Source organism: Nonomuraea sp. MTCD27 (genome assembly GCF_041950495.1).
In the GTDB taxonomy this organism is placed as follows: domain Bacteria; phylum Actinomycetota; class Actinomycetes; order Streptosporangiales; family Streptosporangiaceae; genus Nonomuraea.
The window spans coordinates 365385-390589 of sequence record NZ_JBGNUW010000010.1 but is presented as its reverse complement, the minus strand read 5'-3'; the positions used below and the strand labels follow the sequence as shown (position 1 = coordinate 390589).

Here is a 25205-nt window from a genome sequence, read left to right as displayed (position 1 = left end):
TCGACATCGCCGCCATCAAGGACGGCAGCACCCTCCACGTCTGGAACGGCCAAGGCAACAACAAGTTCGGCCCCGCCACCCCCATCGGCCCCGGCTGGGCAGCCTTCAGCAAGCCCATCGGCGGCGACTTCAACAACGACGGCATCGGCGACCTGGCCGCCATCAAGAACGGCAGCACCCTGCACATCTGGAACGGCCAAGGCAACAACACCTTCAGCACCGCCCACGAAGTCGGCGCCGGCTGGGGCCCCTACGACGGCACCCTGACCTCGATCGGCGACGTCAACCGCGACGGCCACGACGACATCGCCGCCATCAAGGACGGCAGCACCCTCCACGTCTGGAACGGCCAAGGCAACAACAAGTTCGGCCCCGCCACCCCCATCGGCCCCGGCTGGGCAGCCTTCAGCAAGCCCATCGGCGGCGACTTCAACAACGACGGCATCGGCGACCTGGCCGCCATCAAGAACGGCAGCACCCTCCACATCTGGAACGGCCAAGGCAACAACACCTTCAGCACCGCCCACGAAGTCGGCGCCGGCTGGGGCCCCTACGACGGCACCCTGACCTCCCTCGGCGACGTCAACCGCGACGGCCACGACGACATCGCCGCCATGACCGACGGCACCCTGCACATCTGGAACGGCGAAGGCGACAACAACTTCGGCCCCGCCACCCCCATCGGCCCCGGCTGGACCCCCTACTTCTAACCTGGCGATCGACGGGCCGGATCCTCGGGATCCGGCCCTTCGGTCTGCCCGGACGAGGTGACCCCGAGTTCGTCTCCCTCACGCGCGTCGTGGCCGGCGAAGACGGCCGTCGCCTCGGCGATCACGAGCTCCGCCGCCGCGGTGTCGCCGCGCGCGGCCAGCACGGCCGCCAGATCACGCTTGGCGCGCGCCACGGGAAGCGGCGTCCGGAGCTCCTCAGAGATGGCGATCGACTGCATGAGGTGGGCCTCGGCGAGATCCAGCTGGCCGTTCGCCAGATGGAGCTCGCCGATGGTGCGCTGCATGAGAGCCTCGCCGTACCGGTCGAAGTGGCTTCTGCATACCTCCAGGGCGTCGACGAGCTGCGACAGGGCGGCGGCTCCGTCACCCTGCCGGATCCGCACCTTGACGAGGGACTGCACGGCGAAGGCGGCCATGAGCGGGTCGCCGAGGGCGCGGAACATGTCCAGGGCCCGGGTGCTCAGCTCGGCGGCCTCGGCGTAGTCGCCCAGGGCGCGATGGACGAGGCTCGTGGTGCGCAGCGTGAGCGCCTCTCCACGCCGGCTGCCCGCCCGGCGGTAGGCGTCCAGCGCCTGGTCGAGCAGCGGCCACGTGGCCTCGTACTCGCCGAGTTCGAGATGGATGGCGGCGGCCATCCGCGAGGTCGCGCCGATCGCGGAGTGGTCGCCCAGCCGCCGGAAGATCGCCGCGGATCTGGTCAGGTACCCGAGCCCTTCACGCAGCCGGCACTGTTCGCGGCAGGCGGTGCCCATGCCCGCGAGGGCGACGGCCTCGCCCCTGACGTCTCCGGTTTCGGCGAACAGCGGCAGGGCCGCGGACAGGTACTCGTGCACCTGGTCGAAGCGGTCCAGCTTGTAGTGGATGTGGCCCAGACCGGCGAGCAGGACCGCCTCGCCGGCCCGGTTCCCGGCGCGCCGGGCGGCTGCCAGCGCGGCCTCATGGCTGGTGCGCCATTCGCTCAGGCGGTTGGCGTTGAAGACGTGCGAGAAGGACAGCGCCGCTGCCAGGTCGCAGGCGGCGACGTCCAGGTCCAGCGACGCGGCGCGGGACACGGCCACGATGAGACAGGGCGCCTCGGCGTCCAGCCAGGCGGCCGGGTCCGCAGCCGCCCGGGCGGCGACGAGGTCGTCTAACGGGCGGGCGGACGCGTAGTCGCCGCGCAGGATGACCTCTCCGGAGGGCACGCGGGAGTCGATCCTGTCGATGAGCCAGAGCCAGCTGCCGAGGGTGCGGGTCACGGCCGCCGCCCGCTCGTCCGCGGTGTCGTACGCCTCGGCGCATTCCGCGGCGAAGACCCGCAGGAGATCGTGCAGCCGGTAGCGGGGCTGCCCGGTGGCGTCGATCGCGGCGAAGTCCACGAGCTGGGCGTCCACCAGGCGCTCGGCGATCTCTTCAGCGTCCGCCGCCGGCACGTCGAGAAGCGGAGCGATGAGCCACGGCGCGAAGTCGGGCACCCCCAGCAGACCGAGCCGGCGAAACGCCGCCCTGCCCTGCTCGTCCAGAGCCCGGTAGCTCAGGCTGACGCTGGCCCGGACCTCCACGTCCCCGGCGGTGAGCTCGTCCAGCCTGCGGCGCACGTCGGTGAGCCGGGCGGCCATGGTGGCCAGGGGCCAATGCCGCCGCGTGGCCAGGCGCGCGCCCACGGTCCGCACGGCGAGGGGCAGCAGGCCGCACAACCGGACGATCTCACGGGCGGCCCCCGGCTCGGCGGCGACGCGGTCGGCCCCGGCGACGGCGCCGAGGAGGGCGAGCGCGGCCTCACCGTCGAGCATGTCGAGGTCGGTCAGATGCGCGCCGGCCAGGCCGGCGAGCCGTCCCCGCGAGGTGACCAACACCGCGCAACCGGCCTCGCCGGGCAGCAGCGGCCGGATCTGCTGCTCGTTCCGGGCGTCGTCCAGCACCACCAGCACCTGTCGCTGCGCCAGCAGGCTGCGGTAGAGGGCGGCCCGCTCCGCCGGCGACTCGGGCTGGGCCTCGTGCTCGACGCCGAGCGCGCGCAGGAAACGGCCGAGCACCTCCTGCTCGGTGGCCGGGGTGTCGCTCGTGCCGCGGAGATCGGCGAAGAGCTGGCCGTCCGGATAACGATCGGCGACCCGGTGCGCCAGATGGACCGCCACGGCGCTCTTCCCCACGCCGCCCTTCCCCGAGATGATCACCACGGGCGGCGCCGTACGGCTCGCGGCCAGCATGGGCGTCAGCTCTCCCACGACGTCGGCCCGGCCCGTGAAGTCCGGCACGTCCGGTGGCAGCTGCTTGGGCACGAAGTGCCGCCTGAGATACGGGGGCGCCGCGCCGGACAGGGCCGGATCACCCCGCAGGACGGCCTCCTGCAACGCGCGTAACTCCGGGCCGGGATCGAGGCCCAGCTCCTCGGCCAGCGTCGTCCGCCCGTCGTCGAAGACCGACAGGGCCTCGGCCGAGCGGCCCAGCCGGTACAGCGTCGTCATCAGCTGGCCGCGGATTCGCTCCCGTGTCGGATGGGCGGCGACCAGCGCGGTGAGCTCCGCCACCAGGTCGCCGTGGCGGTCCAGGAGCAGTTCGGCGGCGATGCGCTCCTCGATGACGGTCAGGCGGAGCTCCTCCAAGCGAGCCGCCTCCGCCTGAAGGGCCTCGCCGATCCCGCCCAGCGCGGGACCGCGCCACAGCGCCTCGGCGGCGCGCAGCGCCTGCTCGGCGTCCTCGTGCCTGCCCTCCTCCGCGGCCAGCCGTCCGTCCGCGACGAATCGCTCGAACAACTGGAGGTCGAACCGCTCGCCGTCCAGGAGCAGCAGATAGCCCGGAGGGCGGGTCACGATCGCCTCCGGCCGCAGCCTGCGCCGCAAGGAGGAGACGTACGTCTGGACCAGCTCTCTGGCGGTGCCGGGAACACGATCGCTCCAGATCAGGTCCACCAGCCGATCGACCGACACCACCCGCCCGGGGCTGAGGAGCAGCGACGCGAGGAGCGCCCGCGGCTTGGGCCCGCCCAGCGCCACCCGTTGCGCTCCGTCCCACACCTCGACGGGCCCCAGCAGGCGAAATTCCATCGATACCTCGCATCCGTGGAATTGCAGCGAACTTACAGCGGGGCCCCTCATGCTCGATCGAAACACGAGTGAAGGACCGTAAGACATGACAGATGAATCGATCGTGCTGATGTCGGACCGCCGGCTCCTGGCCATCCCGGTGATCGAGTGCGGTGAGCCGCTGTTCGACCTGCGCAAGGTGCCGGAGCTGGCGCTCGACGACCGCCAGGCCGACGGCGCCGGCGCGTACGCCCGGCTACGCATCGGCCTCGTCGATCGGCTGCTGTCGGTGCACGAGCTCCTGCCCGCGAAACACCGGCTGCTGGTCGTCGAGGGCTACCGGCCCCTGGCGCTGCAGCGGCACTACTTCACCCGGTACGCCGCCGAGCTCCGCGACGCCAACCCTTCGTGGAGCGAGGAGCAGGTCCACACCCAGGCCAGCCGCTCGCTCGCGCCGCCGGAGGTGGCGCCGCACGTGTGCGGGGCCGCCGTCGACCTCACGCTGATCGACGCCGACGGTGCCGAGCTCGACATGGGCACCCCCGTGAACGCCGGACCGGAGGAGAGCGGCGGCGCCTGCTACACGCACCATCCGGCGATCTCCTCCCAGACGCGAGCCAACAGGCGTCTGCTCGCTCAGGCCATGAGCGCGGCAGGCTTCATCAACTACCCGACAGAGTGGTGGCACTGGTCTTACGGCGACAGGTACTGGGCGCTCACGACGGGTGCCCCCGCGGCCCTCTACGGGCCGCTCGACTGGAACGGCTCATAAGAGCTGGTACGCCGGGGCCCCCGCCGTGATGCCCGCGCCCGCAGCCAGGGTTGCGCGGTACGCCACCGTACGACGTTCCGGTATATCGCTGGTATGTCGCACCCGGCGCCGTCGGGCGACACGCCCGTGTCCTGGGCACGCCCGGATCACGGGCACGTTTCCCGTCATGGGCACCGGCCGCGTCCGTGAGGATGCCTGTGCCATCGGGCTGGCCTCACCCGTTTCAGGGGAAGGCGGCTTGGGGAGATGGCGGGAGTTCCGGGATTCCACTGTCAAGCAGTGACTACTCTGTGTAAGTATACAAGTGCAAACCGTTACTCTCTCTTGGGAGAATACCAATGCACCGACCCGTGCGGCTGTTGGCCGCCACCGCCCTGGCGACCCTGGGCCTGCTCGCCGCCGCACCCGCCGCGAACGCCGTCCTCGATCCTGCTCGTGCCGGCGAGTGCCTGGCTGCGAGCGCCGGTGAACTGACGACCATGGTGGATCCGACCGCGGCGGGCATGCCTGCCGCGGTTCCCGCCATGCACTGCATCACCACTCCTTGATCGCACGACAGCGTCGTGCAGCGCGCCGAGCGGTCGCGGCACCGTCGTGGCGGCCGCGGGCAGGGCGCGCGTGAGTCTGGTGATTTGACCGGGCTGTCCGCCACCACCGTCCCCGTCAGGTTTTCGATCTTCCGCACGGACCTCATGGGTGGCGGCGGCGGGCAGCTCGCCGGCCGGCCGGGCACTCGCTCGCACATGCCCTGCCGGCCGGTACCATCCCCGCGGCTTGCCGTTCAGGGTGCAAGTCGTGCCTGTTCGGGGTGGGGCGTTCAGGTGAGGCCGGACAGGAGGGCTCGGACGCCGTCTTTGAGGATGCGCTCGCCCTCCTCGCCGGAGTTCAGGAACCAGCCGGGGAGCGGGCTGCGAAGCGAGCAGGTCAGCTCGATGCCGACGAGGCCGTGGATCGTGGTCCACACCAGGTACGCCGAGCGCTCCGGGTCCGTCGCCCGGATGAGGCCGGCCTCGGCCGCTGCCGAGGTGGCGGCGGCGAGCGGGTCGAAGCACAGGCGCAGGGCGTCGTTGCGCTGCTCGGGCGAGGGGTCGAAATCCGGAACCGGGCGCTCGAACATGAGCGCGAACAGGGCAGGGTCGGCCAGGGCGAACTGCCTGTAGCCGTACGCGACCCCCATGATCCGGGCCAGCGGATCCGTGCGACCGTCCAGGGATCGGGTCATCGCCTCGTGAAGGAGGTGGAAGCCGTGCTCGTAGATCGCTTCCAGCAGGCCGGCTCGTCCGCCGAAGCAGGTGTAGATGCCCATCGTGGAGGTGGCGGCGGCGTCGGCCACGCGGCGGAGGGTCAGGTGGAGCGCGCCCTTCTCGCGTAGCACGCGCAGGGCCGCGTCGAGCAGGTCCTGGCGCAGCGCGCCGAGTTCTTTCGAGGTGCTTACGGCTCTCGGCACCCTCTCACCATATCTGGCGATAACGAGGATCATAACGAGTGTTATCACCGAGAAGAACAAGAGGGAGGACGCCCTACATGAGCGTTCATCGGGTTGCCGCGGTGGCGGGGTTCGCCTGCGCCGTGTTGCTGTTCGTCAACTCCGCCCGTCGCGCTGGATACCTGCCGGAGACGGCGCTCACCCATGCCATCGCACCGTTCGGGGCCCTGACGGGATTACTCGCGATCACCGGCATCTACCTGCTCATTCGCCGCACTTCCGGCACGCTCGGGCTTGTCGGATACGTGCTCAACTCGGCCGGGCTGGCCGGGGCGTTCGCGATCGAGTACACGCTGCACTTCGTCTTCCCCTACCTCGGCGGCGGCGTCGTGAGCGGGCTGCTGGCCGGGGGCACCGGGCGGGCGTTCCTGTTCACGTCGGTCGTCCTGCTGGTGGGGGTGGTGACGTTCAGTGCCGCCGCGATCAGGAGCGGGGCCATGCCCGTGGTGGGCGTGCTGCTCTACGCCGTGGGCATGGTGCCCGGGTCGTTGCGGAACGTGGTGCCGTTGCCGGTCTATCTGGCCGGGCTGGTGATGGCGGGGGTCGGGGTCGCCTGGATGGCGGCGCGGCTCTGGTCGGCCACGGAGCTTGCGGAATCTCAGGCGTCCAAGAGGTCTGGAAGGTCCGCGATGCCTTCGGCGTCCTGATCGTCCGCAGCAGCCACGGCGTCCGATGCCGCAGCGCGGTGGCGAGCGATCGGTGCGGCGGGGCGGGTGGTCCGTCCGTGGGAAGGCACGGCCGGGAAAGAGAAGAGCCGGGCGCCGGCCGGCGCCCGGCTCTCAGGAGGGATCCGAACCGGAGATCCTGCGCCGGCGGCAGGATCTCCGGGGTCAGATCTGGCGGCTCAAGGCCCTGCGAAGGCGGTCGTTCGCCCGCTTGACCTCGCGCCGCGCCCGCTGCACGCGACTGACGCGCAGGATGAGGCGCTGTTCGGCCGCCTCGCGGTGGAGGGTTTGTATTCGGTCATTTACCAAGTCATGAATCAGATCCGGCACGGCAAGGCTCCTCGTCGAATGAACGCTCATCGGTTTGTTCACTTTCTGGTGGTAGGTCCGGTGTTCAGGCAGCGACCGGGTGCTTGCGGGGACGCCCGCGCGGACGCTTACGGGGAACGATCGTTCCCCTGAGGATCAGCTCGCCACCCCAGACGCCCCACGGCTCCTCGCGCTCGAGCGCGCGGGCCAGGCAGGCCTTCTGGATCGGGCAGCCGCCGCAGAGAGCCTTGGCGAACTCGACGTCCTCCGGCGACTCGGCGAACCACAGGTCAGGGTCGGTACGACAGGGGATCTTGGCTTCGTCGATCAGGTCCATGATCGTCTTCGCCCCCATCTGCTTCTCCTTTTGATCGATCTTTTTGATCTTGGTCGGGCACCTCGTAGGTGGTCGGGGATCACGGACAAACAAGAAGGCCGCGGATCCTGTGTGCGGATCCGCGGCCTGGAGGCGGTTGCTTGCCGGTCAGGTTATGACCGGAGCATCCCTCCAGGGTTGCGGACCGCACAGTCCACCCTTGGTGAGCTGGCTGGTCGGCAGTTCGATACGTGCGTTGTAGACAGGAGCGCCTTGCTTCACGGCAGCGGCACCGAAGTGGGCGTGCGCATAGAAGGCGGCGGCCTGGCTACGGGCAGACTTCTCCTGCCGCGGCTTGGCGGGACCATCGACGAGTCTCACCAGGTCACGGCATGCGGAGGCGCGCCACTGCGTGGCCGACATCTTGATGCTGATCACCGGGGCTCACCTCCACTCTTGGGATCGTCGGAACAGGAGTGTCCGACTCGCTTGACCATGACCCTAAACCGGGAACCCGGGAAGGGGCAACATATTTTCTACCTGCGATTTCGTGTCTACTTCATCACGCGAATCATGGCTTCCTGGACGACCGAGACCACGAGTTCACCTGACGCCGTGTACATCTCCCCGCGGGCGAGCCCCCGGGCCCCCGCCGACCACGGGGACTCCTGAGCGTAGAGGAGCCAGTCGTCGGCCCGGAAGGGGCGGTGGAACCACATCGCGTGGTCCAGCGAGGCGCCCATGACGTTCGAGGCGCCCCAGGCCATGCCGTGTGCCAGCAGTATCGTGTCGACCAGCGTGAAGTCGGAGGCGTACGCGGCCAGCACCACGTGCAGGAGCGGGTCGTCGGGCAGGTCGGCGTGATAGCGGAACCACACGTTGGTCTGGGCGCTGCGCAGCTCCGGGTTCGCGTACGCCTCCCAGGTGAGCGGCGAGGCGTACCTGGCGTCCACCGGGCGGGGGCGCGAGAGCCAGTCGCGCAGGTCCGGGTTGTCGCCGACCAGCTCGTACATCCTGTCCTGGAACGTCGGCAGCGTCTCCGGGTCGGGCACCGCCGGCATCGTCAGGGCCTGGTGCTCCACGCCCTCCTCGAAGACGTGGAACGACGCGGACATCGTGAAGATCGCCTTGCCGTGCTGGACGGCCACGATGCGGCGCGTGGTGAACGAGCGGCCGTCGCGGAGGCGTTCGACGTTGTAGACGATCGGGATGGACGGGTCGCCCGGCCGGATGAAGTAGGCGTGCAGGGAGTGCACGTTACGGTCCTTGGGCACCGTACGGCCCGCCGCCACCAGGGCCTGCGCCGCCACCTGGCCGCCGAAGACACGCTGGATGCGCTCCTCCGGGCTCCTGCCCCGGAAGATGTCGAGCTCGATCTGCTCCAGGTCGAGCAGGTCCAGCAGCTCCTTCAGCGCCTCGTTCACGCGTCCGTCCCCCTTGTGTTTTCCGATTCTGGGACAAGTCTGACGTGTCGCCCATTCACGCCCAAACGTGGGCCTGGCTTGTCTGATGATTCCCTGTCGCAGTTTCGCCGTTGTTACGGCACCCGGCTACGAAGCGCGGCACAGGGCGAGGACGGCCTCACCGTACCGGTCGATCTTGACCTTGCCGACCCCCGCGATCGACAGCAGCTCCTGCTCCGTGGCCGGGGCCCGCTCGGCGATCGCCTGCAGCGTCACGTCCGTGAAGATGACGTAGGGGGGCACCTTGCTCTCCTTGGCCGTGGCGGTGCGCCACGACTTCAGGCGTTCGAGCAGGGCCTCGTCGTAGTCGGCCGGGCAGGTCGAGCAGCGGCCCAGCTTCTGCTCGGCCGCGACCACCAGCGTCTTGGCGCACACGCGGCAGCTAACCGGCGCGGCCACCTGGCGGCGTTCGCGGGTGGACGGGGCCACGCGCGGCGGCGACGAAACGCGGCCGGTGAGGCCGTCGAGGAAGCGCGACGGGCGGCGGCTCTTGCGGCCCCCGGGCGCGCGGGCCAGGGCCCAGGAGAGCGAGAGATGCTCCCGGGCGCGCGTGACGCCGACGTAGAGGAGCCGCCGCTCCTCCTCGATCTGCTCGGGGGTCTCCGCGTAGATGATCGGCAGCATGCCGTCGGTGACGCCGACGAGGAACACCGCGTCCCACTCCAGGCCCTTGGCGGCGTGCAGCGAGGCCAGGGTGACGCCCTCCACGGGGGGCGCGTGCTGCTCGGAGGCGCGGCGTTCGAGCTCGGCCACGAACGCGGGCAGGTCGGCCCCGTCCGCCGCCATGTCCTCGGCCAGGTCGGCCAGGGCCTTGAGCGACTCCCACTTCTCCCTGGCCTTGCCCCCGCCGGGCGGCGACGGGGTCAGGCCGATTCCGGCCAGGACGTGGTGCACCTCGCCGGCCAGCGGCTCACCGGCCGCGGAGCGGGCCGCGCCGCGCAGCAGGACGACCGCCTGGCGCACTTCCGGGCGTTCGAAGAAGCGCTCGGCGCCGCGCAGCACGTAGGGGATCTCGGCCTTGGCCAGAGCCTCCTCGTACGACTCCGACTGTGAGTTGACGCGGAACAGCACGGCTATCTCGCGCGACGGCACGCCCTTGTCGAGGAGCTTCCTGATGGCGCGGGCCACGCCGGCGGCCTCCGCGGGCTCGTCGTCGTAGTCGTTGAACACCGGCCGGGGGCCGTCGGGGCGCTGGGCCACCAGCTCCAGGCGGTGCGGGGACTTGCCCTTGGCGATGACGAGGTTGGCCAGATCGACGACCTGGGGGGTGGAGCGGTAGTCGCGTACGAGCTTGATGACGGCCGCGTCGGGGTGCTCCACCGCGAACCCGGTCAGGTAGCGCGGGCTGGCGCCGGTGAAGGAGTAGATCGTCTGGTTGGGGTCGCCGACCACGCAGAGGTCGTCGCGGCCGCCGAGCCAGGTATCGAGCAGCAGCTTCTGCAGCGGGTTGACGTCCTGATACTCGTCGACCACGAAATAGCGGTATTGCTGGCGGATCTGCGCCGCCACCTCCTGGTGCTCGGTCATCACCGCCGCGGTCAGCTCGAGGATGGTCTCGAAGTCGACGAGGTGACGCTCGCGCCTGATCCGCTCGTACGACTCGTAGAGCCCGGCCACCTCGTCGGCCGCGATCGGCGGCGTGCGGTGATATTTGGCGGCCGCCGCGACGTAGTCTTCCGGGCCGATCTGGGTGACCTTGGCCCACTCGATCTCGGAGGCGATGTCCCGCAGCTCGGAACGGTCGGGGCTGCGGCGGACCTGGCGGCACGCCTCGGCCAGGACCGGGAGCTTCGACTCGATGACCGACGGGGCCTCGCCGCCGATCACCCGCGGCCAGAAGTAGGTGAGCTGGCGCAGCGCCGCGGCGTGGAACGTGCGCGCCTGGACGCCGGGGGCGCCGAGCGCGCGCAGCCGCTGGCGCAGCTCGCCCGCCGCGCGTGTGGTGAACGTCACGGCCAGCACGCTCTGCGCGTCCACGACTCCACTGCGGACCGCGTACGCGATGCGGTGGGTGATCGCCCTGGTCTTGCCCGTGCCCGCACCCGCCAGCACGCACACCGGCCCGCGCACGGCCTCGGCGACCGCGCGCTGCTCGGGGTCGAGTCCGATCAGTACGTCGTCCGAGTTGTTCACCCGTACATCCTTCCAGCCGGTGGCGGTGAAGCACCTTATTCTGGCAACATGCGGGCCGACGTATGTTCCTAGTCATCGAGATGCAAAGAACTGGTCTCTTCCCCCACAATGGGGCCGACCACGTGCATGGGGGAAAGGAAGGCCGTGCGAACAGCGGTTTCCGTGAGCGTTCTCGCGCTCGCTGCCGTCGTGCTCACACCAGTCACCGCGAGCGCGGCCAAGGACCCCGCCCCCGGCCCCACGGTCAGCAACCCCGTGGACGCTGAGGGGCTCGGCGGGTTGTCCGTGGAGACCGTCCAGTACGGCTCCCACCAGCGCCAGAGCATGGACGTCTGGTGGACGCCCGACGGCCAGGAGCGGCCCGGGATCTTCCTCGTCCACGGCGGCTGGTGGTCCAGCGGTGACAAGAAGTACATGAAGGAGATCACCCGCGGCTACGCCGAGATGGGCTACACGGTCTTCAACCTCAACTACCGCCTCTCCGGCGACGCCGCCTGGCCCGCGCAGCGCACCGACGCCCTGGCCGCGATCGCCATGGCGCGCAAGCATGCCGACAAGTGGGCGTTCGACGCGGGCAACTACGTGCTGGTGGGCTTCTCCGCGGGCGGGCACATCGCGGCGGCCGTGGGCACGTACGGCGACGGCATCAACGGGCTCAAGGGCGTGGTCGGGCTGTCCCCGATCATCTCGCCGCTGCGCGCCTACTCCGACGGCGAGAAGGCCACCGACCCCAACAAGCGCAAGCTCCGCACGGCCGCCATCAAGCTGGCCGGCGGCTGCGCGCCCAAGGGCAAGTGCTCGCGCGTCTGGGCGAGCATGGAGGTGGCCTGGCACGCCAGCCGCAAGGACGCGCCGATGCTGACCATCCACTCGGCGGAGGAGTTCGTGCCGCCGGTGCAGAGCCAGCTGCTCAAGCAGATGCTCGGGCAGGTGGGCGTGCCGGTGACCGTGTTCACGGCGCCGGGGGTCAACCACAGCTCGCCGCTCTACCGGGAGCCGGGTGTGGCCGAGCGGGTGCAGGCGTGGATCGCCGAGCGGATCGGGTAGGGGACCGGACCAGGCAGATCCGGGATTAACCAGGCACCGGGCGTTGTTGCACCGATCGCCTGATTCCTTGACCTTGGAGGGTGTCCCGAGATGGCGCTCACGATCTACAGCACCACCTGGTGCGGCCCGTGCAAGCGGCTCAAGTCCCAGCTCGCTCGCGAGGGCATCAGCTTCGACGAGATCGACATCGAGCGTGACCCGTCTGCCGCCGACTTCGTGATGAGCGTCAACAACGGCAACCAGGTGGTGCCGACCGTCGTGATCGACACCCCCAACGGTCGCGTGGTGCGGACGAACCCCTCGGCCATCGAGGTCAAGGCCCTGCTCGAAGCGGCCTGACGGTCACCAGTCGCCGACGAGCTCGCCGCCGTACCAGGTCTCGATGAGGCGGCGGGCGATCGACACGGGAGGCGGCAGGCGCAGCTCGCCCGACTCCAGCGCCCGTGCCATCTCCTCCCTGGAATACCAGTGCGCCTCGGCGATCTCGTCGGCGTCGGGGGTGAGCGCGGTCGTCATCGCCTCGGCGAAGAAGCCGAGCATGAGGCTGCGCGGGAACGGCCAGGGCTGGCTGCCGAGATAGCGCGGGTTGGTGACGACGATGCCGACCTCCTCCGCGACCTCGCGGACAACGGCCGCCTCCAGCGACTCCCCCGGCTCCACGAACCCCGCCAGGATCGACAGCCGACCCTCCGGCCAGTGCGGCCCGCGGGCCAGCAGGCAGCGGTCGTCCGCGTCGCGGACGAGCATGATCACGGCCGGGTCGACGCGCGGGAAGTGCTGGCTGGAGTCCTGCGGGCAGACGCGGATGTGGCCGCCGGCCGCGACGTCGGTGCGGCTGCCGCAGCGCGGGCAGAACTCGTGCGTCGAGTGCCACGCCTCCAGCGCCACGGCGTAGACCAACAGGCCCGCGTCGCGGTCGCCGAGCAGGCCCCCCGCCTGGCGCAGCCCGGCCGCCACCGGCTGGCCCTCCGGCGTGTCACGCAGGGTCATCGGGATCGTGACGCGGCCGTTGAGGTCGCCCTTGGGCAGGCCCGGCAGCGGCGCGGCCACCGCGAAGTAGGCGACCCCGTCTTCGAGGCCCAGCAGGTAGCGCGGCCCCGGTGGCGCGTCCGCGGGCGTGAACAGCACCGCCTGCACCTCGTCTCCCGACCGCCGCACCAGCGTGTGACCGTTGTCGATCACCAGCACCCTGGTCGCGGGATCGGACCACGCCCGCTCCAGCCACCCGTCGTCGGCCCGCAGCGCCGAGGACCGGTCGATGGTGCCGCGTGCGAGGAGCAGCGGTCCGATGAGTTGCTCTTCCGCGGTCGTCTCCACTGGCCGCCCCCTCCTGAATCCCATGTCATCCTATGACCTCGCAGTTAGCCGGCGATTACGGTATCCGGGCACCGGGGTGATCTCTCGGGGGCTAAGATCGACGAGTTAGGTTAGCCTTACCTGATTCTTCGGGGGTGCCTTCGCGTTGCGGCTCTACCTGACCGCGCTCAAACCAACCGATTCCGTGACGGACGGCTTCCTGCCGGCGGCCCGGGCACTCGGTTGCGAGGTCACGATCCTCACCGACCGGCCCGAGCACCATCCGCACGCGGTGGCGTGTGACGTGCGGGACCCGCGCGCCCTCATCGACGCCGTCGAACACCTCGGCAGGCCGGACGCGATCTTCACCAACTCCGACCACCTGCAGGCGGAGACCGCGCTCGCCGCATCCTACTTCGGGGTGCCGGGCAAGGACTGGCGGGCGTGCGCGGCGGCCAAGAACAAGTTCCTGACGCGGCGCAGGCTGGCGGAGGCCGGGGTCGAGCGGGTGTTCTCCGTACGGCTGGGGCCCGGCGACCCGGTGCCGGAGCACCCGCCGTACCCGGTCGTGCTGAAGCCCCGCGAGGGGGTGGCCAGCGAGGACGTCATGCTCGTCGAGAGCGACCTGGCCGGGGCGGTGGCCGAGGTCAGGCGGCGGCGGCCGGGCGAGGCGCTGGTCGTGGAGGAATACCTCGAAGGGCCGCTGCGGACGCTGGAGACGCTGGGGGACGACGGCGGGCTGCGGGTGCTCGGGGGGTTCGAGACGACGCTGGGGGCGTTGCCGTACTTCGTGGAGGAGCGGCTCGACTGGGCGCCGCCGGACGGGTCGCACGGGCACGTGCTGGCGGCGTTGCGGGCGCTCGGGGTGGGGTTCGGGGCCTGCCACACCGAGTACGCGCTCACCCCGGCCGGGCCCCGGATCATCGAGGTGAACTACCGGGCGATCGGGGACCACTGCGACTTCCTGCTGGGTGAGGTGCTCGGGGTGCCGCTGTTCGAGTGGATCCTGCGGGTGCACCTCGGGCAGCGCGTGCCGGCCGTGCCGGACGCCGCCGGGAGGCACGCGAGCGCGGTCAGCCTGGTCGCGGACCGGCCCGGGACGATCAAGGACGCCCCCGGGCACGAGTCCGTGGTCAGCGGCGACGTGCGGCTGTGGCACCGGCCGTTGCGCGAGGTGGGGGACGTCGTCTCCCTGACGCGTACCAACCGCGACTACCTGGGCGTGGTTCGGGCGGTCGGGCCTGATCGGGCGCGGGTGGACGCGGCCGTGGCGGAGTACCGGGCCGCGCGGCCGTGGGTGGTCGAATGAGCGCTCGGGAGGCGTACCTGGCCGCCCGGGTGCTCGACGCGCTGCTGCGCGAGGACTACGGCGGGCTGGCCTCCCGCGTCACCAGGACCAAGGACGGGGTCGGGCTGCTGCTGGCGGACGGGCGGTGGGTCCGGCTGGCACCCGGGGTGCTGTTCCAGGACTTCGTGGTCGCGCCGGACGAGCGGCTGGGGCTGGAGCAGGTGCTGGAGACGCTGGTGGAGCTCGCCCACCCGGCGGACTCCGAAGGAGTGGCGGCCTTCTTCGAGGAGTGCCTGGCCGCGCTGGCGGCGCTGGAGCAGCACGACGGGGTGGCGGAAGAGGTGCTGCGGTCCGGGCCCTCTTACGAGACGCTGGCCGCCTTCGTGGACCACCCGGTCCACCCGACTTCGCGGGCTCGGGTGGGGCTGTCCGAAGACGATCTGCGGGCGTACGCGCCGGAGTTCGGGCCCTCGTTCGAGCTGCGGTGGGCGGTGGTGCCGGGCTCCGCCGACCGGCTGCCTCCCGACGTGGCGCCGCCGTTCGCGGACGACCTCGATGACGGCGAGGCGCTCTTCCCGGTGCATCCGCTGGCCGTGGACGAGGTACGGAAGATCGACGGGGTGCGGGTGCTGGACGAGGCGGCCGTACGGGTGCGGCCCACGCTGTCCATGCGGACCGTCGAGGTGAGCCCGCGCGTGCATCTCAAGCTGCCCCTGCCCATCAGCACCCTGGGCGTCAGGAACCGGCGCTCGATCAAGCCGGGCGTGCTGGCCGACGGGGCCAGGGCCGAGCTGCTGCTGCGCGAGCTGGCCGACCCGGACGTCGTGCCGGCCGACGAGCAGACCCACGCGCACGCCGGTCACGAGTATCTCGCCTGGATGGTCCGGCGGCTGCCCGAGGGCGAGATCGTGCCGGTCGCCGCGCTGGGCGCGCCCGGCGTGCTCGACGGGCTGGGCGACGTGCTGCCCGACTATCTGCGGCTGCTGCTGCGGTGGAACGTCAAGCTCTTCGTACGCTACGGCGTCGCCCTGGAGGCCCACCAGCAGAACCTCGCCCTGGTCCTCGGCGGCGACCGCCTGCGGCTGCTGGTCAAGGACAACGACGGCCTGCTGGCCTCGCCTTCGCGGCTGCGGGCCGCCGGGGTCGAGGTGCCGGCCTTCGCCGACGAGCGGATGCTGACCGACGACCCCCACGCCCTGGCCGACGTGTTCGTGACCATCACGCTGCACCTGGCCGCCGCCGCCGTGACGTTCGCGGCGCTGCCGCACGACCGGGCCGCCGCGCTGCTGCGCGACACGCTGGCCGAGGCCCTCGACGAGTACGGCGACGACCCCATGGCCAGGCTCCTGCGCGCCCGGACGCTCGACGCGGCCCGGCTCACCGGCAAATCCATGATCACCGCCGGGACTCTGGTGTCCAAGGAACGTTCCGGCGCGCGCGACATCAACAAGTTCTACGGCACCAGCGGGCCGAACTACCTGAGGAGAGCCTGAATGCCCGGACTAGCCATCGACGCGCCCTCCGGCCTGGCCGAGGAGGCGACGCTGGCGGCCCTGCTGCGCTGCTGCGTGCGGGAGGTGGCCGGGCCGCGCGGGCTGGTGTGGCCGGCACCGCCGTACCTGCTGCTGCGGGTGGCGGGGGTGCTGCTGCGGGCCCGTACGCACGGCGGGGCGGCCCTGCGCTTCGCCGGCCGGCCCGAACGCCTGCGGGCCGGCGCCTGGCAGCCGCTGTCCACCGACGAGCTGGTCGGCCTGGTCGAGGCGGAGCTGCAGGGGCACAACGGCGAGTTCGCCGGGCAGGTGGCGGCCAGCAGGGACGCCGTGGCGGCGATCCTGGGCGCCCGGGCCGGGGCCGTGCCGCCCGCCGACCCCTGGCTGGCCTCCGAGCAGGCGCTGGTGTACGGGCACCCGTTCCACCCCAGCCCCAAGGCGCGCGGCGGGGACGGCTGGCTGCGGTACGCCCCGGAGGCGCATGCCGAGTTCCCCGTCCGGCTGCTCGGCGTGCGGGAGGACGTGCTGGCCGAGCAGGGCGACGTGGCCGCGCTCGACGCGATGGGCCGGGCGCCCGCCGGGTACCGGGTGCTGCCAGCGCATCCGTGGCAGCTCGACCTGCTGCGGCCGGCCCTGGGGGGCGAGCTGCTCGACCTGGGGCCGGGGCCCGTCGTGGTGCCGACCTCGTCCGTACGCACCGTCTACGCCCCCGCGGCGGAGGTCTGCCTGAAGTTCTCCCTGGACGTCCGGATCACGAACTGCGTGCGGAAGAACGCCTGGTACGAGCTGGCCGGCGCGGTGGAGCTGACCGGACGGCTGACGCCCGTCTTCGAGAAGGTCGCGGCCGAGCACCCCACCACCCGCTGGCTCCCCGAGCCCGGCCACCGGTCGGCCGCCCTGGGCACCCGGCTCCACGAGGGGCTGGGGGTGATCGTCAGGCAGAGCCCGTGGGCCGTCTGCGACCCCGGCGTCACCCCGGTCCTGGCCGCCGCCCTCGCCCTGGACGCCCCCGTGCACGATCCGCTCGCGTGGTGGCGGGCGTACGTGACGGTGGTCGCGCTGCCGGTCCTGGAGCTGTACTTCACGCACGGCGTGGTGCTGGAGCCCCACCTGCAGAACGTCCTGGTCGGCCTGGACGCCTCCGGAACGCCCGCGCAGGCCGTCTTCCGTGACCTGGAGGGCACCAAGCTCGTCACGGGCCGCCACGACCTCGGCGGCCTGCATCCCGAGGTGGCCCGCGCGCTCAGCTACGACGCCGAGCGCGGCTGGGCCCGCGTGGTCTACTGCCTGCTCGTCAACCACCTGACCGAGATCGCCGCCACGGTCGCGGGAGAGGACGACGGGCTGCTGCGCGAACTGTGGCGGATCGCCCGCGACCTGCTCGCCCGCCAGGCCGCCGGTCTGGGCCGGCCGCTGCCCCTGTCGGACCTGCTGGCGGGCGCGCCCCTGCCGGCCAAGGCGAACCTGGGGGTGCGCTGGGCCAGGGCGGCCGACCGCGCGGCCGGTTACGTCCCGATCGCGAACCCGCTCGCATGATCGGGCCGCGCGTCCAGGAGGCCGCTCTGAGCCTCGCGGAGGTCCCGGCCTACGTCTATGACCTGCCGGCGCTGGACGAGCACGTCGCGTCCGTACGGCGGGCGCTGGGGGCCATCGAGCTGTACTACGCCGTCAAGGCCAATCCCGACGCCGAGCTGCTGCGGGTGCTGGCGGGGCACGTGGACGGGTTCGAGGTGTCGTCGGCGGGCGAGCACGCGCACGTGACGGGCCTGTTCCCGGGCATGCCGGTGGCGCTGGGCGGGCCCGGCAAGACCGACGCCGAGCTGCGGCTGCCGCACCACCGCCTGCACGTCGAGTCCCCGAACGAGCTGCGCCGCCTGCTCGGCACCGGGCTGGAGGCGGACGTGCTGCTCAGGCTCAACCCGGACCTGCCGGTCGAGGGCGCGGCGCTGACGATGAGCGGGCCGTTCGGGATGGACGAGGCCGGGGTGGCGGAGTGCCTGCCGCTGTTCGGCGACCGCGTACGGCTGCGCGGCCTGCACGCCCACCTGGCCAGCGGGCTGGCGGCGCCGCAGCTCCTCGGGCTGGCGGGTGCGCTGCTGGACAACGCCTACGAGGAGGTCAACCTGGGCGGCGGGATGGCGGTCTCCTACGCCACGCCGGAGTCCAGGTTCGACTGGGCCGCCTACGGGGCGGGGCTGGCCGGGCTGGGGCGGGGCAGGCGGCTGCGGATCGAGCCCGGGCGGGCGCTGACCGTCTACTGCGGCTACTACGTGACGAAGGTCGTGGACGTGAAGCGGGTGCGCGGGCAGGCGTACGCGATCCTGCTGGGCGGCACGCACCACCTGCGCACGCCGGTGACCAAGGGGCACGACCAGCCGCTCCACGTCCTGCGTACGGGCAAGGGCGGCGTGGCCGGCGAACCGGTCACGTTCGTCGGCCAACTCTGCACCCCAAAAGACCTTTTTGCCCGAAATATCGTGACTTCGGTGGGGGTCGGGGACACCGTGGTGTTCGAGATGGCCGGGGCCTACGCCTGGAACATCTCGCACCACGACTTCCTCATGCACCCGAAGCCGGCTTTCCACTATCTAAGAGCCTGACACCCTCGATGAGCGCGACCAGGCCGTCGGCGTCGAGCAGGTCGACCGGCCGCACGGTGCGGTTGGCGCGTACGTAGTGGAAGGCCGCGCCCACCTGCTCCAGCGGCACGCCCGCCAGGTGCGCCCAGGCCAGCCGGTAGGCGGCGAGCTGCACCGTGGCCGCCTTCGCCGCCTTGCCCCTGGGCGGCTGGCCGGTCTTCCAGTCGACCACCTCGTAACCGCCGCCCGCCCGCTCGAAGACGGCGTCCATCCGCCCGCGCACCAGCCGGTCGGCGATCATGGTCTCGAACGGCACCTCGAGATCGACCGGCCGCCGGTCGGCCCACTCGCTCTCCTCGAACCGCTCCTGCAGCTCGGCCAGCCGCACGTCGGCCTCTTCGAGCTCCTCGTCGTAGAGCTCGAAGTCGTCGATCAGCCGCTGCTGGTCCCACCGGGTCTCCAGCCACTTGTGGAACGAGGTGCCCCGGCGGGCCAGCGGCGCCGGCTTGACCGGGACCGGCCGGCGGATCCTGCGGGCCAGCTCGCGCGGGTCGGCGGCCAGCGTGACCAGCGACGACACGGTCAGCTTCATGGGCAGCTCGACGGTCGTCGCGGGCTTGCGCCGGTGCAGCTCGCGCTCGCGCAGCAGCAGGTCGGTGTCGCGCTCCCAGGCGCGCAGGCGCTCCTCCTCGTAGGCCCGCAGCGGCTCGTCCTCGTCGTCCGGCCCGAGCGTGCCGGCCAATGCGTCCTCGACCAGGCGGGCGCCGTCGAGCACGGACTCGTAGCGCAGCCCCTCGGGCGTGACCGGCCAGGTGGCCTCGGCGGGCTCGGCAAGCAGCGGGTTGGTCGCGCCCTCGGCCAGGTCGCCGGCCCAGAACGAGATCCGGTCGGCGGTGTCGCGGATCTCCAGCAGGAAGTCGGACGGCTCCAGGGGCTTGGTCGCGGTGCCCCACCGGTAGCCGGAGGCGATCAGGTGGTAGTGGGCGCGGGTCACGGCCACGTACGCGAGCCTGCGCTCCTCCATCAGGTCGCGCTCGCGGCAGAGCTCGTCGAAGGCCGCCAGCTCCTCCTTGCTCAGCCCGCTCAGCCGGGGCAGGTCGGCGGCGTCGCCGCGCAGGGTGTAGGGGAGCTTGCGCGGGTTGTCGGTCCAGCGGCTGTTCATGACCGGCGTGGCGGGGAAGATGCTGCCCGTCGCGATCGTCCCCTTCGAGCTGACGAGCTGCGACAGGCCGGGCACCACCACGATCGGCCACTCCAGGCCCTTCGAAGCGTGCACGGTCATCAGCTTGACGCTGTTGCTCTCGCCGACCCGGCCCGCCTCCAGCCCGAACTCCTCGCTCTCCGCCGCCTGCAGGTAGGCCAGGAACGCCCCCAGCGTCGGGTCCTCCGAGTCGCCCGCGAACCTGGAGGCCGCGTCGAGGAACGCGTCGAGATCCGCCCGCGCCGCGAACGCCCCCGCCGTGCCGCTGCGCGCGGCCACCTCGACGTCGAGGCCGAGCCTGCGCTCGACCTCGGTGATCAGATCGGGCAGCGGCTGAGCGGTGTGCGCGCGCAGGTGGCGCAGCTCGTGGGCGAGCGCGACCAGCCTGGTGCGGGCCAGCGGCGAGAACGGCTCCAGCCACGCCTCCCGGTCGGGCAGCTCGTCCAGCGCGTCCACCAGGCTGCCGCGCTCCTCGGCCAGGTCGGCCACCACCTGGTCGAGCGGGTCTTCCTGGCGGCGGCTGTCGCTCAGCTCGCGGGCCAGCTCCCTGGCGCGCTCGCCCAGCACCCGCAGGTCCGCCGGGCCGATCCGCCAGCGGGGGCCGGCCAGCAGCCTGGCCAGCGCGTCGCCGGCCGTGGGGTCGTACAGGACGCGGAGGGTGGCGACGATGTCGTTGACCTCGGGCACGGTGAGCAGGCCGCCGAGGCCGACGACCTCGACCGGGATGTCGCGGTCCTCGAGGGCCCGGCGCAGCGCGGGGAACTGCGAGCGCTTGCGGGCCAGGATGGCGACGTCCTGCGGCTGCACGGCCAGCGTCTTCTTGCGCTCCCTCTCCCCCCAGGGCAGGCCGTCGGGGGCGACCTCCTGGCCGAGCATCTTGGCGATGCCGTCGGCGATCCACCTGGCCTCGTCCTCGGCCGTCTCGTGGAAGGCGCAGGTGACGCGGCCCCGGTCGACCCGGTTGGGGCCGGGGACCAGGACGGGGACCTCGCGGGCCTCCATGCGGAGCGGGAGCTGCACCCGGGCGGCGACGTCGAGGACGCGGTCGCCGTTGCGGAAGCTGACGCTGAGCTGGCGGACCGGGGCCGGGTCGCCCGTGCCGGTGCGGAAGTCGCGGGAGAAGCGGCGCAGGTTGCCGGCGGAGGCGCCGCGCCAGCCGTAGATCGACTGGCACGGGTCGCCCACGGCGGTGACCGCGTGGCCGCCGCCGTAGAGGGAGCGCAGCAGGACGAGCTGGGCGTGGCTGGTGTCCTGGTATTCGTCGAGCAGGACCACGGAGTAGCGGGAGCGCTCGATCTCGCCGACCTCCTTGTGGCCGGCGGCGATCCGGGCGGCCAGCGACATCTGGTCGCCGTAGTCGATGACCTCGCGCCGGCGCTTGAGCCGTTCGTACGCCTCCACCAGCGGCAGGAGCTGCTCCCTGGCCGCCTGAACGGTGAGCGGCTTGCGCTGGGCGAGCGTCGTCCGGCCGGGGAGCAGGGCGTGCCTGTCCTGCAGCCACTCCCCCACCCGCCGCACGTCGGAGCCGGCCCGCAGGTGCTCGGACAGCTCGCCCGCCAGCTCCAGCAGGGCGGCCGTGACCGACGGCGGGCCCAGCTCGATCTTGTCCATCGGCCCGTCGTACATCGCCACCACCCGCGAGGCGAGCTGCCACGACACGGCCGGCGTGACCAGGCGCATGGTGGGCTCCAGCCCCTCGCGCAGGGCGTGGTCGGTGACCAGGCGGGCGGCGTAGGCGTGGTAGGTGGACACGGTCGGCTCGTTGTCGAGCGCGCCCGGCGCGACCAGGCCGGCCTCCGCCAGGCCGTTGAGCCGCTCCCTGACCCTGGTGGCCAGCTCGGCGGCGGCCTTGCGGGTGAAGGTGAGCCCCAGCACGTTCTCCGGTTTGACCAGGCCGTTGGCGACCAGCCACACCACGCGGCCGGCCATGGTCTCGCTCTTGCCGGAGCCGGCGCCCGCCATGACGACCATCGGCTCCAGCGGGGCCTCGATGACCTCCGCCTGCTCGGGGGTCGGGGGCAGGACGCCGAGCTTGCCGGCGAGTTCGGCGGGGGTCAGCACACCTGGCCCCCGTTGTCGTTGACCGGGCAGCTCGCCCTGGCCGCGCAGGTGCGGCAGCCGTCGTTGACCTTGGCCTGGAAGAACGGGCCGGACATGCCGGTGGCCACCGTGTCGACCAGGTCCGCGGCCCAGCCGGGATCCTGGTCCTCGGCCAGCGCGCCCTGCTTCTGCTCCAGGGCGTCGTTCTTGCCCGCCGCCTTGCCGAGCTGCACCAGCGCCGCGCCGCCCGGCTCGGTCATGCCGTGCCGGGCGAACGCGCCCAGCAGCGCGGCCAGCTGGTAGACGCCGAGCTGCGGGTGGCGGCCGAGATCGCCGGCCTTGGGCTTGGAGCCGCCCGTCTTGAGGTCGATGATCACTGCGCGGTTGTCCGAGTCGCGCTCCACGCGGTCGACCCGGCCCTTGATCTGGACGCCCTCCGAGACCATCGCCGTGAACGCCTCCTCCAGGGCCACCAGCTCGCGCGGGTTCTCCTTGTGCCAGCGCAGGAACTTGCCGATCATCTGCTCGGCCACCTGGCGCTGCTTGCGGTTGTACCAGACGCCGCCGAAGTCGAGGTCGCTCCAGATCTGGTCGAGGCGGTCGCCCAGGAGGTCTTCGCTGGGCAGGTCGGTGGCCGCCAGGACGGCCAGGGCGTGGATGACGTTGCCCAGGCCCTGGGCGGTGCTGGTGCCCGCCGCGCCGACCGCCGTCTCCAGCAGCCAGCGCAGGCCGCACTTGGTGAAGCTCTCGACCGCCGAAGGCGAGATGCTGACGATCCCGTCGGGCCAGCTCAGGGGGCGGTCGTCGGAGATGGGGGTGAGGGCGTACCAGTCGTTGGGGTGGGCGCCCTGGACCCCGGCGGCGGCCAGGCGGGCCAGCTGCCGCGCCGCCTTCTGCCGGAGCCTGCCCGGTTTGGTGGGGTCGGTCACCGCGCTGCGGAGGTCGGCGACCAGGGCGGACATGTTCAGCCAGCGGGCCCGGTCGTCCACCGTGGCCGTCTCGACCGCGCCCGGCATCAGCTCCGACAGGAACCTGGACGGGCGCTCGTCGGTGTCCTCGCCGCCGACGGCGGTGACCACGAGCCTGCGCCTGGCCCTGGTGGCGGCCACGTAGAACAGCCTGCGCTCCTCGGCCAGCAGCTTGGAGGCCAGCGAGGCGGCGCTCGGCTCGGCGCCCTCCACCACCTCCACGAGGTCCTCGACGCCCAGCATCGACCCGCGCAGGCGCAGGTCGGGCCAGACGCCCTCCTGCACGCCCGCCACGACCACGACGTCCCATTCGAGGCCCTTGGAGCGGTGGGCGGTCAGCACGCGTACGGCGTCGCCGTCGGGGGCCCGGTCGGCCAGCGTGTCGCCGGGGATCTCCTGGGCGGCCAGGTCGTCGAGGAACACCTCGGGACCCGCCATCGGCATCCGGTCCACGAACCTGGCCGCGTGGTCGAACAGGGCCACCACGGCGTCGAGGTCGCGGTCGGCCTGGGCGCCCCTGGGGCCGCCCGCCAGGCTCTGGTCGGTCCAGCGCGCGGCCAGGCCGCTGCCCTGCCAGACGGCCCACAGGAGGTCTTCGGCGGTGCCCTCCTGCCGGGCGGCCTCGCGGGCGTCGGCCAGCAACTTGGCCACGCGCTCGGCCGGGAGGGCGATGTGGGGCTCGACGCGGGTCAGCTCGCGGACGTCCTTGACGGCGGCCACGAGCAGCTCGCCGGACGAGCGCGGCTTGACGGGCAGCGGCTCCGCCTCGTCGGCGACGGCGCTCAGGGCCTCGTTCTCGGCGATCTTGAGCGCGCGGCGGAGGCGGCGTACGCCGATCATGTCGGTGCCGCCGAGCGGGCCCGTCAGCAGCTCCTCCGCCACCCCCTCGTCGAGCTGCGACGGGTCCAGCGCCACGCGCAGCATGGTGAGCAGCGGCCGCACGCCCGGCTCCTGCGCGATCGGCACCTCGTCGCCCGCGATCATGGTCGGCACCCCGGCGTTGACCAGCGCCCGCCGCAGCAGCGGCACCTGCCGCTTGGCCGAGCGGACCAGCACCGCCATCCGGTGCCAGGGCACCCCGTCGATCAGGTGGGCGCGGCGCAGCGTGTCGGCCACGATCGCCGCCTCCTGGCTGGTGCTGTCGGCCAGCAGCACCCGCACGTCGCCGGGCTCGGCGTCGGGCAGCGGCAGCAGGTCGCGGTGCCCGTGGCGCTGGTCGTGCTCCGGCGCGGGGGCCACCGGCAGCCTGGCGGCCACCCGGCGGGAGGCCTCCAGCAGGTCGGCGCCGCTCCTGCGGCACACCCGCAGGGCCAGCACCGGGGCCTCGCGGCCGTGGAGGGTCCTGAAGCGCTCGGGGAACTTCATGATGCCCTGCACGTCGGCGCCCCGGAACCCGTAGATCGACTGGTCGGGGTCGCCGACCGCGACCAGGTCGCGGCCGTCGCCGGCGAGCTGGGTCAGCAGCAGCTCCTGGGCCGGGTCGGTGTCCTGGTATTCGTCCACGAACACCACGTCGTGCGCCGCCCGCTCGCGCTCGCGCACCTCGGGATCGGCCAGCAGCGCGGTGGCGGCCCCGATCAGCTCGGCGTAGTCGTAGGTCTCCTCGGGGGCCAGGTCGAACCGGTCCTGGTAGCGCTCGGCGAACCGCCCCACCGCCACCCAGTCGCCGCGCCCGTGCAGCCGGCCGAGCGCGACCAGCCGCTCGGCGTCGAGCCCGCGCTCGTTGGCCCGGGACAGGAAGTCGCGCAGCTCCTCGGCGAAGCCGCGCGTCTTGAGCGGCTCGCGCAGCGACACGGGCCAGCCGGGCGCGCCGTTCTCCAGCTCGCCGTGGAGCAGCCGACGGATCTCCAGCAACTGCTCAGGGCCGGTGAGCAGGCGCGGCGGGGCCTTGCCCGCCAGCACGGACTCGCGGCGCAGCAGCGCGTAGGCGTAGGAGTGGAAGGTCAGGGCGAGCGGGGTGCGGGTGGTGCGGCGCAGCCGCGCGGTGACGCGCTGGCGCAGCTCCTCGGCGGCCTTGCGGCTGAAGGTGAGGATGAGCACGCGCTCGGGGTCGAGGCCGCGCCGCTCGATCCGGTCGACCACGCTCTCGACGATCGTGGTGGTCTTGCCGGTGCCCGGACCTGCGAGAACGAGGAGGGGACCGCTCCGGTGCTGGACCACGGCACGCTGGTGCTCATCAAGCTCAGGCGGCACATTCGGCCCCCCGCCACCTCTTCGCACCAACCGCCAGGTCTGAGCACTCACAGCACTAGATTCCACCAGACCACAGGGGTAGATCGTGCCGACTTGCCCGGTCTCCCCTCGCGATCCGCCTAAGGTATCGAGGCAAATGCCAGATTTAGCGGTGACACGCCGGGGGCTTGTTCGCCACCAGCGTCATCAGAACCGCGATATATCTTGACAGCCCATCGACGCG

20 protein-coding genes are annotated in these 25205 nt (G+C 72.1%); 10 read left to right on the top strand and 10 right to left on the bottom strand.

What is annotated here, in order from left to right:
- Positions 1 to 710: FG-GAP repeat domain-containing protein (locus ACBJ59_RS29630; RefSeq protein ID WP_375113481.1), on the top strand; the 710-nt coding region annotated here is incomplete at its 5' end.
- On the opposite strand, the gene ACBJ59_RS29625 is transcribed toward ACBJ59_RS29630, so the two are convergent.
- A complete protein-coding gene (locus ACBJ59_RS29625; protein ID WP_375113480.1) occupies positions 707 to 3757 on the bottom strand; it encodes a BTAD domain-containing putative transcriptional regulator in 3051 nt (1016 codons plus the stop codon). The genes ACBJ59_RS29630 and ACBJ59_RS29625 overlap by 4 nt on opposite strands.
- A gap of 85 nt (positions 3758 to 3842) precedes the next feature.
- Here ACBJ59_RS29625 and ACBJ59_RS29620 point away from each other — a divergent pair, with 85 nt between their 5' ends.
- Both ACBJ59_RS29620 and ACBJ59_RS29615 read left to right on the top strand, forming a co-directional pair.
- Positions 3843 to 4508, top strand: a complete 666-nt coding sequence (locus ACBJ59_RS29620; RefSeq protein WP_375113479.1) for a M15 family metallopeptidase — start codon at positions 3843 to 3845, stop codon at positions 4506 to 4508.
- A 338-nt stretch (positions 4509 to 4846) separates the two neighbouring features.
- The gene (locus ACBJ59_RS29615; RefSeq protein WP_375113478.1) at positions 4847 to 5056 is read left to right on the top strand and encodes a hypothetical protein; all 210 of its coding nucleotides are present in this window, start codon (positions 4847 to 4849) and stop codon (positions 5054 to 5056) included.
- 269 nt (positions 5057 to 5325) lie between these two features.
- Here ACBJ59_RS29615 and ACBJ59_RS29610 read toward each other — a convergent pair whose 3' ends face one another.
- The gene (locus ACBJ59_RS29610) at positions 5326 to 5955 is read right to left on the bottom strand and encodes a TetR/AcrR family transcriptional regulator (RefSeq protein WP_375113477.1); all 630 of its coding nucleotides are present in this window, start codon (positions 5953 to 5955) and stop codon (positions 5326 to 5328) included.
- A 77-nt stretch (positions 5956 to 6032) separates the two neighbouring features.
- Between ACBJ59_RS29610 and ACBJ59_RS29605 the strand changes: the two genes are divergently transcribed.
- Positions 6033 to 6641: a hypothetical protein gene (locus tag ACBJ59_RS29605; RefSeq protein WP_375113476.1), complete on the top strand. Its 609-nt coding sequence runs from the start codon at positions 6033 to 6035 to the stop codon at positions 6639 to 6641.
- A gap of 183 nt (positions 6642 to 6824) precedes the next feature.
- Here the strand turns inward: ACBJ59_RS29605 and ACBJ59_RS29600 are convergent, their stop codons facing one another.
- The 5 genes from ACBJ59_RS29600 to ACBJ59_RS29580 all read right to left on the bottom strand — a co-directional run bounded on the left by ACBJ59_RS29600 (position 6825) and on the right by ACBJ59_RS29580 (position 10880).
- Positions 6825 to 7031 carry a hypothetical protein gene (locus tag ACBJ59_RS29600; protein WP_375113475.1) on the bottom strand — a complete coding sequence of 69 codons (207 nt, stop codon included), beginning with the start codon at positions 7029 to 7031 and terminating at the stop codon, positions 6825 to 6827.
- Positions 7032 to 7053: 22 nt separating this feature from the next.
- A complete protein-coding gene (locus tag ACBJ59_RS29595; RefSeq protein ID WP_080045300.1) occupies positions 7054 to 7323 on the bottom strand; it encodes a WhiB family transcriptional regulator in 270 nt (89 codons plus the stop codon).
- Positions 7324 to 7452: 129 nt separating this feature from the next.
- On the bottom strand, positions 7453 to 7722 hold the full coding sequence (locus tag ACBJ59_RS29590) for a hypothetical protein (protein WP_375113474.1): 270 nt from the start codon (positions 7720 to 7722) through the stop codon (positions 7453 to 7455).
- Between the two features lie 116 nt (positions 7723 to 7838).
- Positions 7839 to 8708, bottom strand: a complete 870-nt coding sequence (gene tesB, locus ACBJ59_RS29585; RefSeq protein WP_364136425.1) for an acyl-CoA thioesterase II — start codon at positions 8706 to 8708, stop codon at positions 7839 to 7841.
- Between the two features lie 126 nt (positions 8709 to 8834).
- The gene (locus ACBJ59_RS29580; protein WP_375113473.1) at positions 8835 to 10880 is read right to left on the bottom strand and encodes an ATP-dependent DNA helicase UvrD2; all 2046 of its coding nucleotides are present in this window, start codon (positions 10878 to 10880) and stop codon (positions 8835 to 8837) included.
- A 162-nt stretch (positions 10881 to 11042) separates the two neighbouring features.
- Here ACBJ59_RS29580 and ACBJ59_RS29575 point away from each other — a divergent pair, with 162 nt between their 5' ends.
- Positions 11043 to 11927: an alpha/beta hydrolase gene (locus ACBJ59_RS29575; RefSeq protein ID WP_375113472.1), complete on the top strand. Its 885-nt coding sequence runs from the start codon at positions 11043 to 11045 to the stop codon at positions 11925 to 11927.
- Between the two features lie 90 nt (positions 11928 to 12017).
- Positions 12018 to 12266 (top strand): mycoredoxin, encoded by a 249-nt coding sequence (locus ACBJ59_RS29570; protein WP_364136431.1) that lies wholly within the window; start codon positions 12018 to 12020, stop codon positions 12264 to 12266.
- A gap of 3 nt (positions 12267 to 12269) precedes the next feature.
- On the opposite strand, the gene nudC is transcribed toward ACBJ59_RS29570, so the two are convergent.
- Positions 12270 to 13244, bottom strand: coding sequence for an NAD(+) diphosphatase (gene nudC, locus ACBJ59_RS29565; protein ID WP_375113471.1), 975 nt, complete (start codon positions 13242 to 13244; stop codon positions 12270 to 12272).
- Between the two features lie 145 nt (positions 13245 to 13389).
- Here nudC and ACBJ59_RS29560 point away from each other — a divergent pair, with 145 nt between their 5' ends.
- From ACBJ59_RS29560 to ACBJ59_RS29545, 4 genes are read left to right on the top strand one after another with little or no spacing between them, the layout of a single operon-like run.
- A complete protein-coding gene (locus tag ACBJ59_RS29560) occupies positions 13390 to 14532 on the top strand; it encodes a siderophore biosynthesis protein (RefSeq protein ID WP_375113470.1) in 1143 nt (380 codons plus the stop codon).
- A complete protein-coding gene (locus ACBJ59_RS29555) occupies positions 14529 to 16004 on the top strand; it encodes an IucA/IucC family protein (protein ID WP_375113469.1) in 1476 nt (491 codons plus the stop codon). The genes ACBJ59_RS29560 and ACBJ59_RS29555 overlap by 4 nt, the downstream gene beginning before the upstream one ends.
- Entirely contained in the window at positions 16005 to 17537 is a 1533-nt protein-coding gene (locus ACBJ59_RS29550; protein ID WP_375113468.1) for an IucA/IucC family protein, read from the top strand. It begins immediately after the preceding gene.
- Complete coding sequence (locus ACBJ59_RS29545) at positions 17534 to 18601, top strand: type III PLP-dependent enzyme (protein ID WP_375113467.1); 1068 nt, start codon at positions 17534 to 17536, stop codon at positions 18599 to 18601. Before ACBJ59_RS29550 ends, ACBJ59_RS29545 begins: the two co-directional genes overlap by 4 nt.
- Here the strand turns inward: ACBJ59_RS29545 and ACBJ59_RS29540 are convergent.
- Positions 18561 to 21842: an ATP-dependent helicase gene (locus ACBJ59_RS29540; RefSeq protein ID WP_375113466.1), complete on the bottom strand. Its 3282-nt coding sequence runs from the start codon at positions 21840 to 21842 to the stop codon at positions 18561 to 18563. The two genes, ACBJ59_RS29545 and ACBJ59_RS29540, sit on opposite strands and share 41 nt — an antisense overlap.
- Positions 21836 to 25033, bottom strand: a complete 3198-nt coding sequence (locus ACBJ59_RS29535; protein ID WP_375113465.1) for an ATP-dependent helicase — start codon at positions 25031 to 25033, stop codon at positions 21836 to 21838. Before ACBJ59_RS29535 ends, ACBJ59_RS29540 begins: the two co-directional genes overlap by 7 nt.
- Positions 25034 to 25205 lie beyond the last annotated feature (172 nt).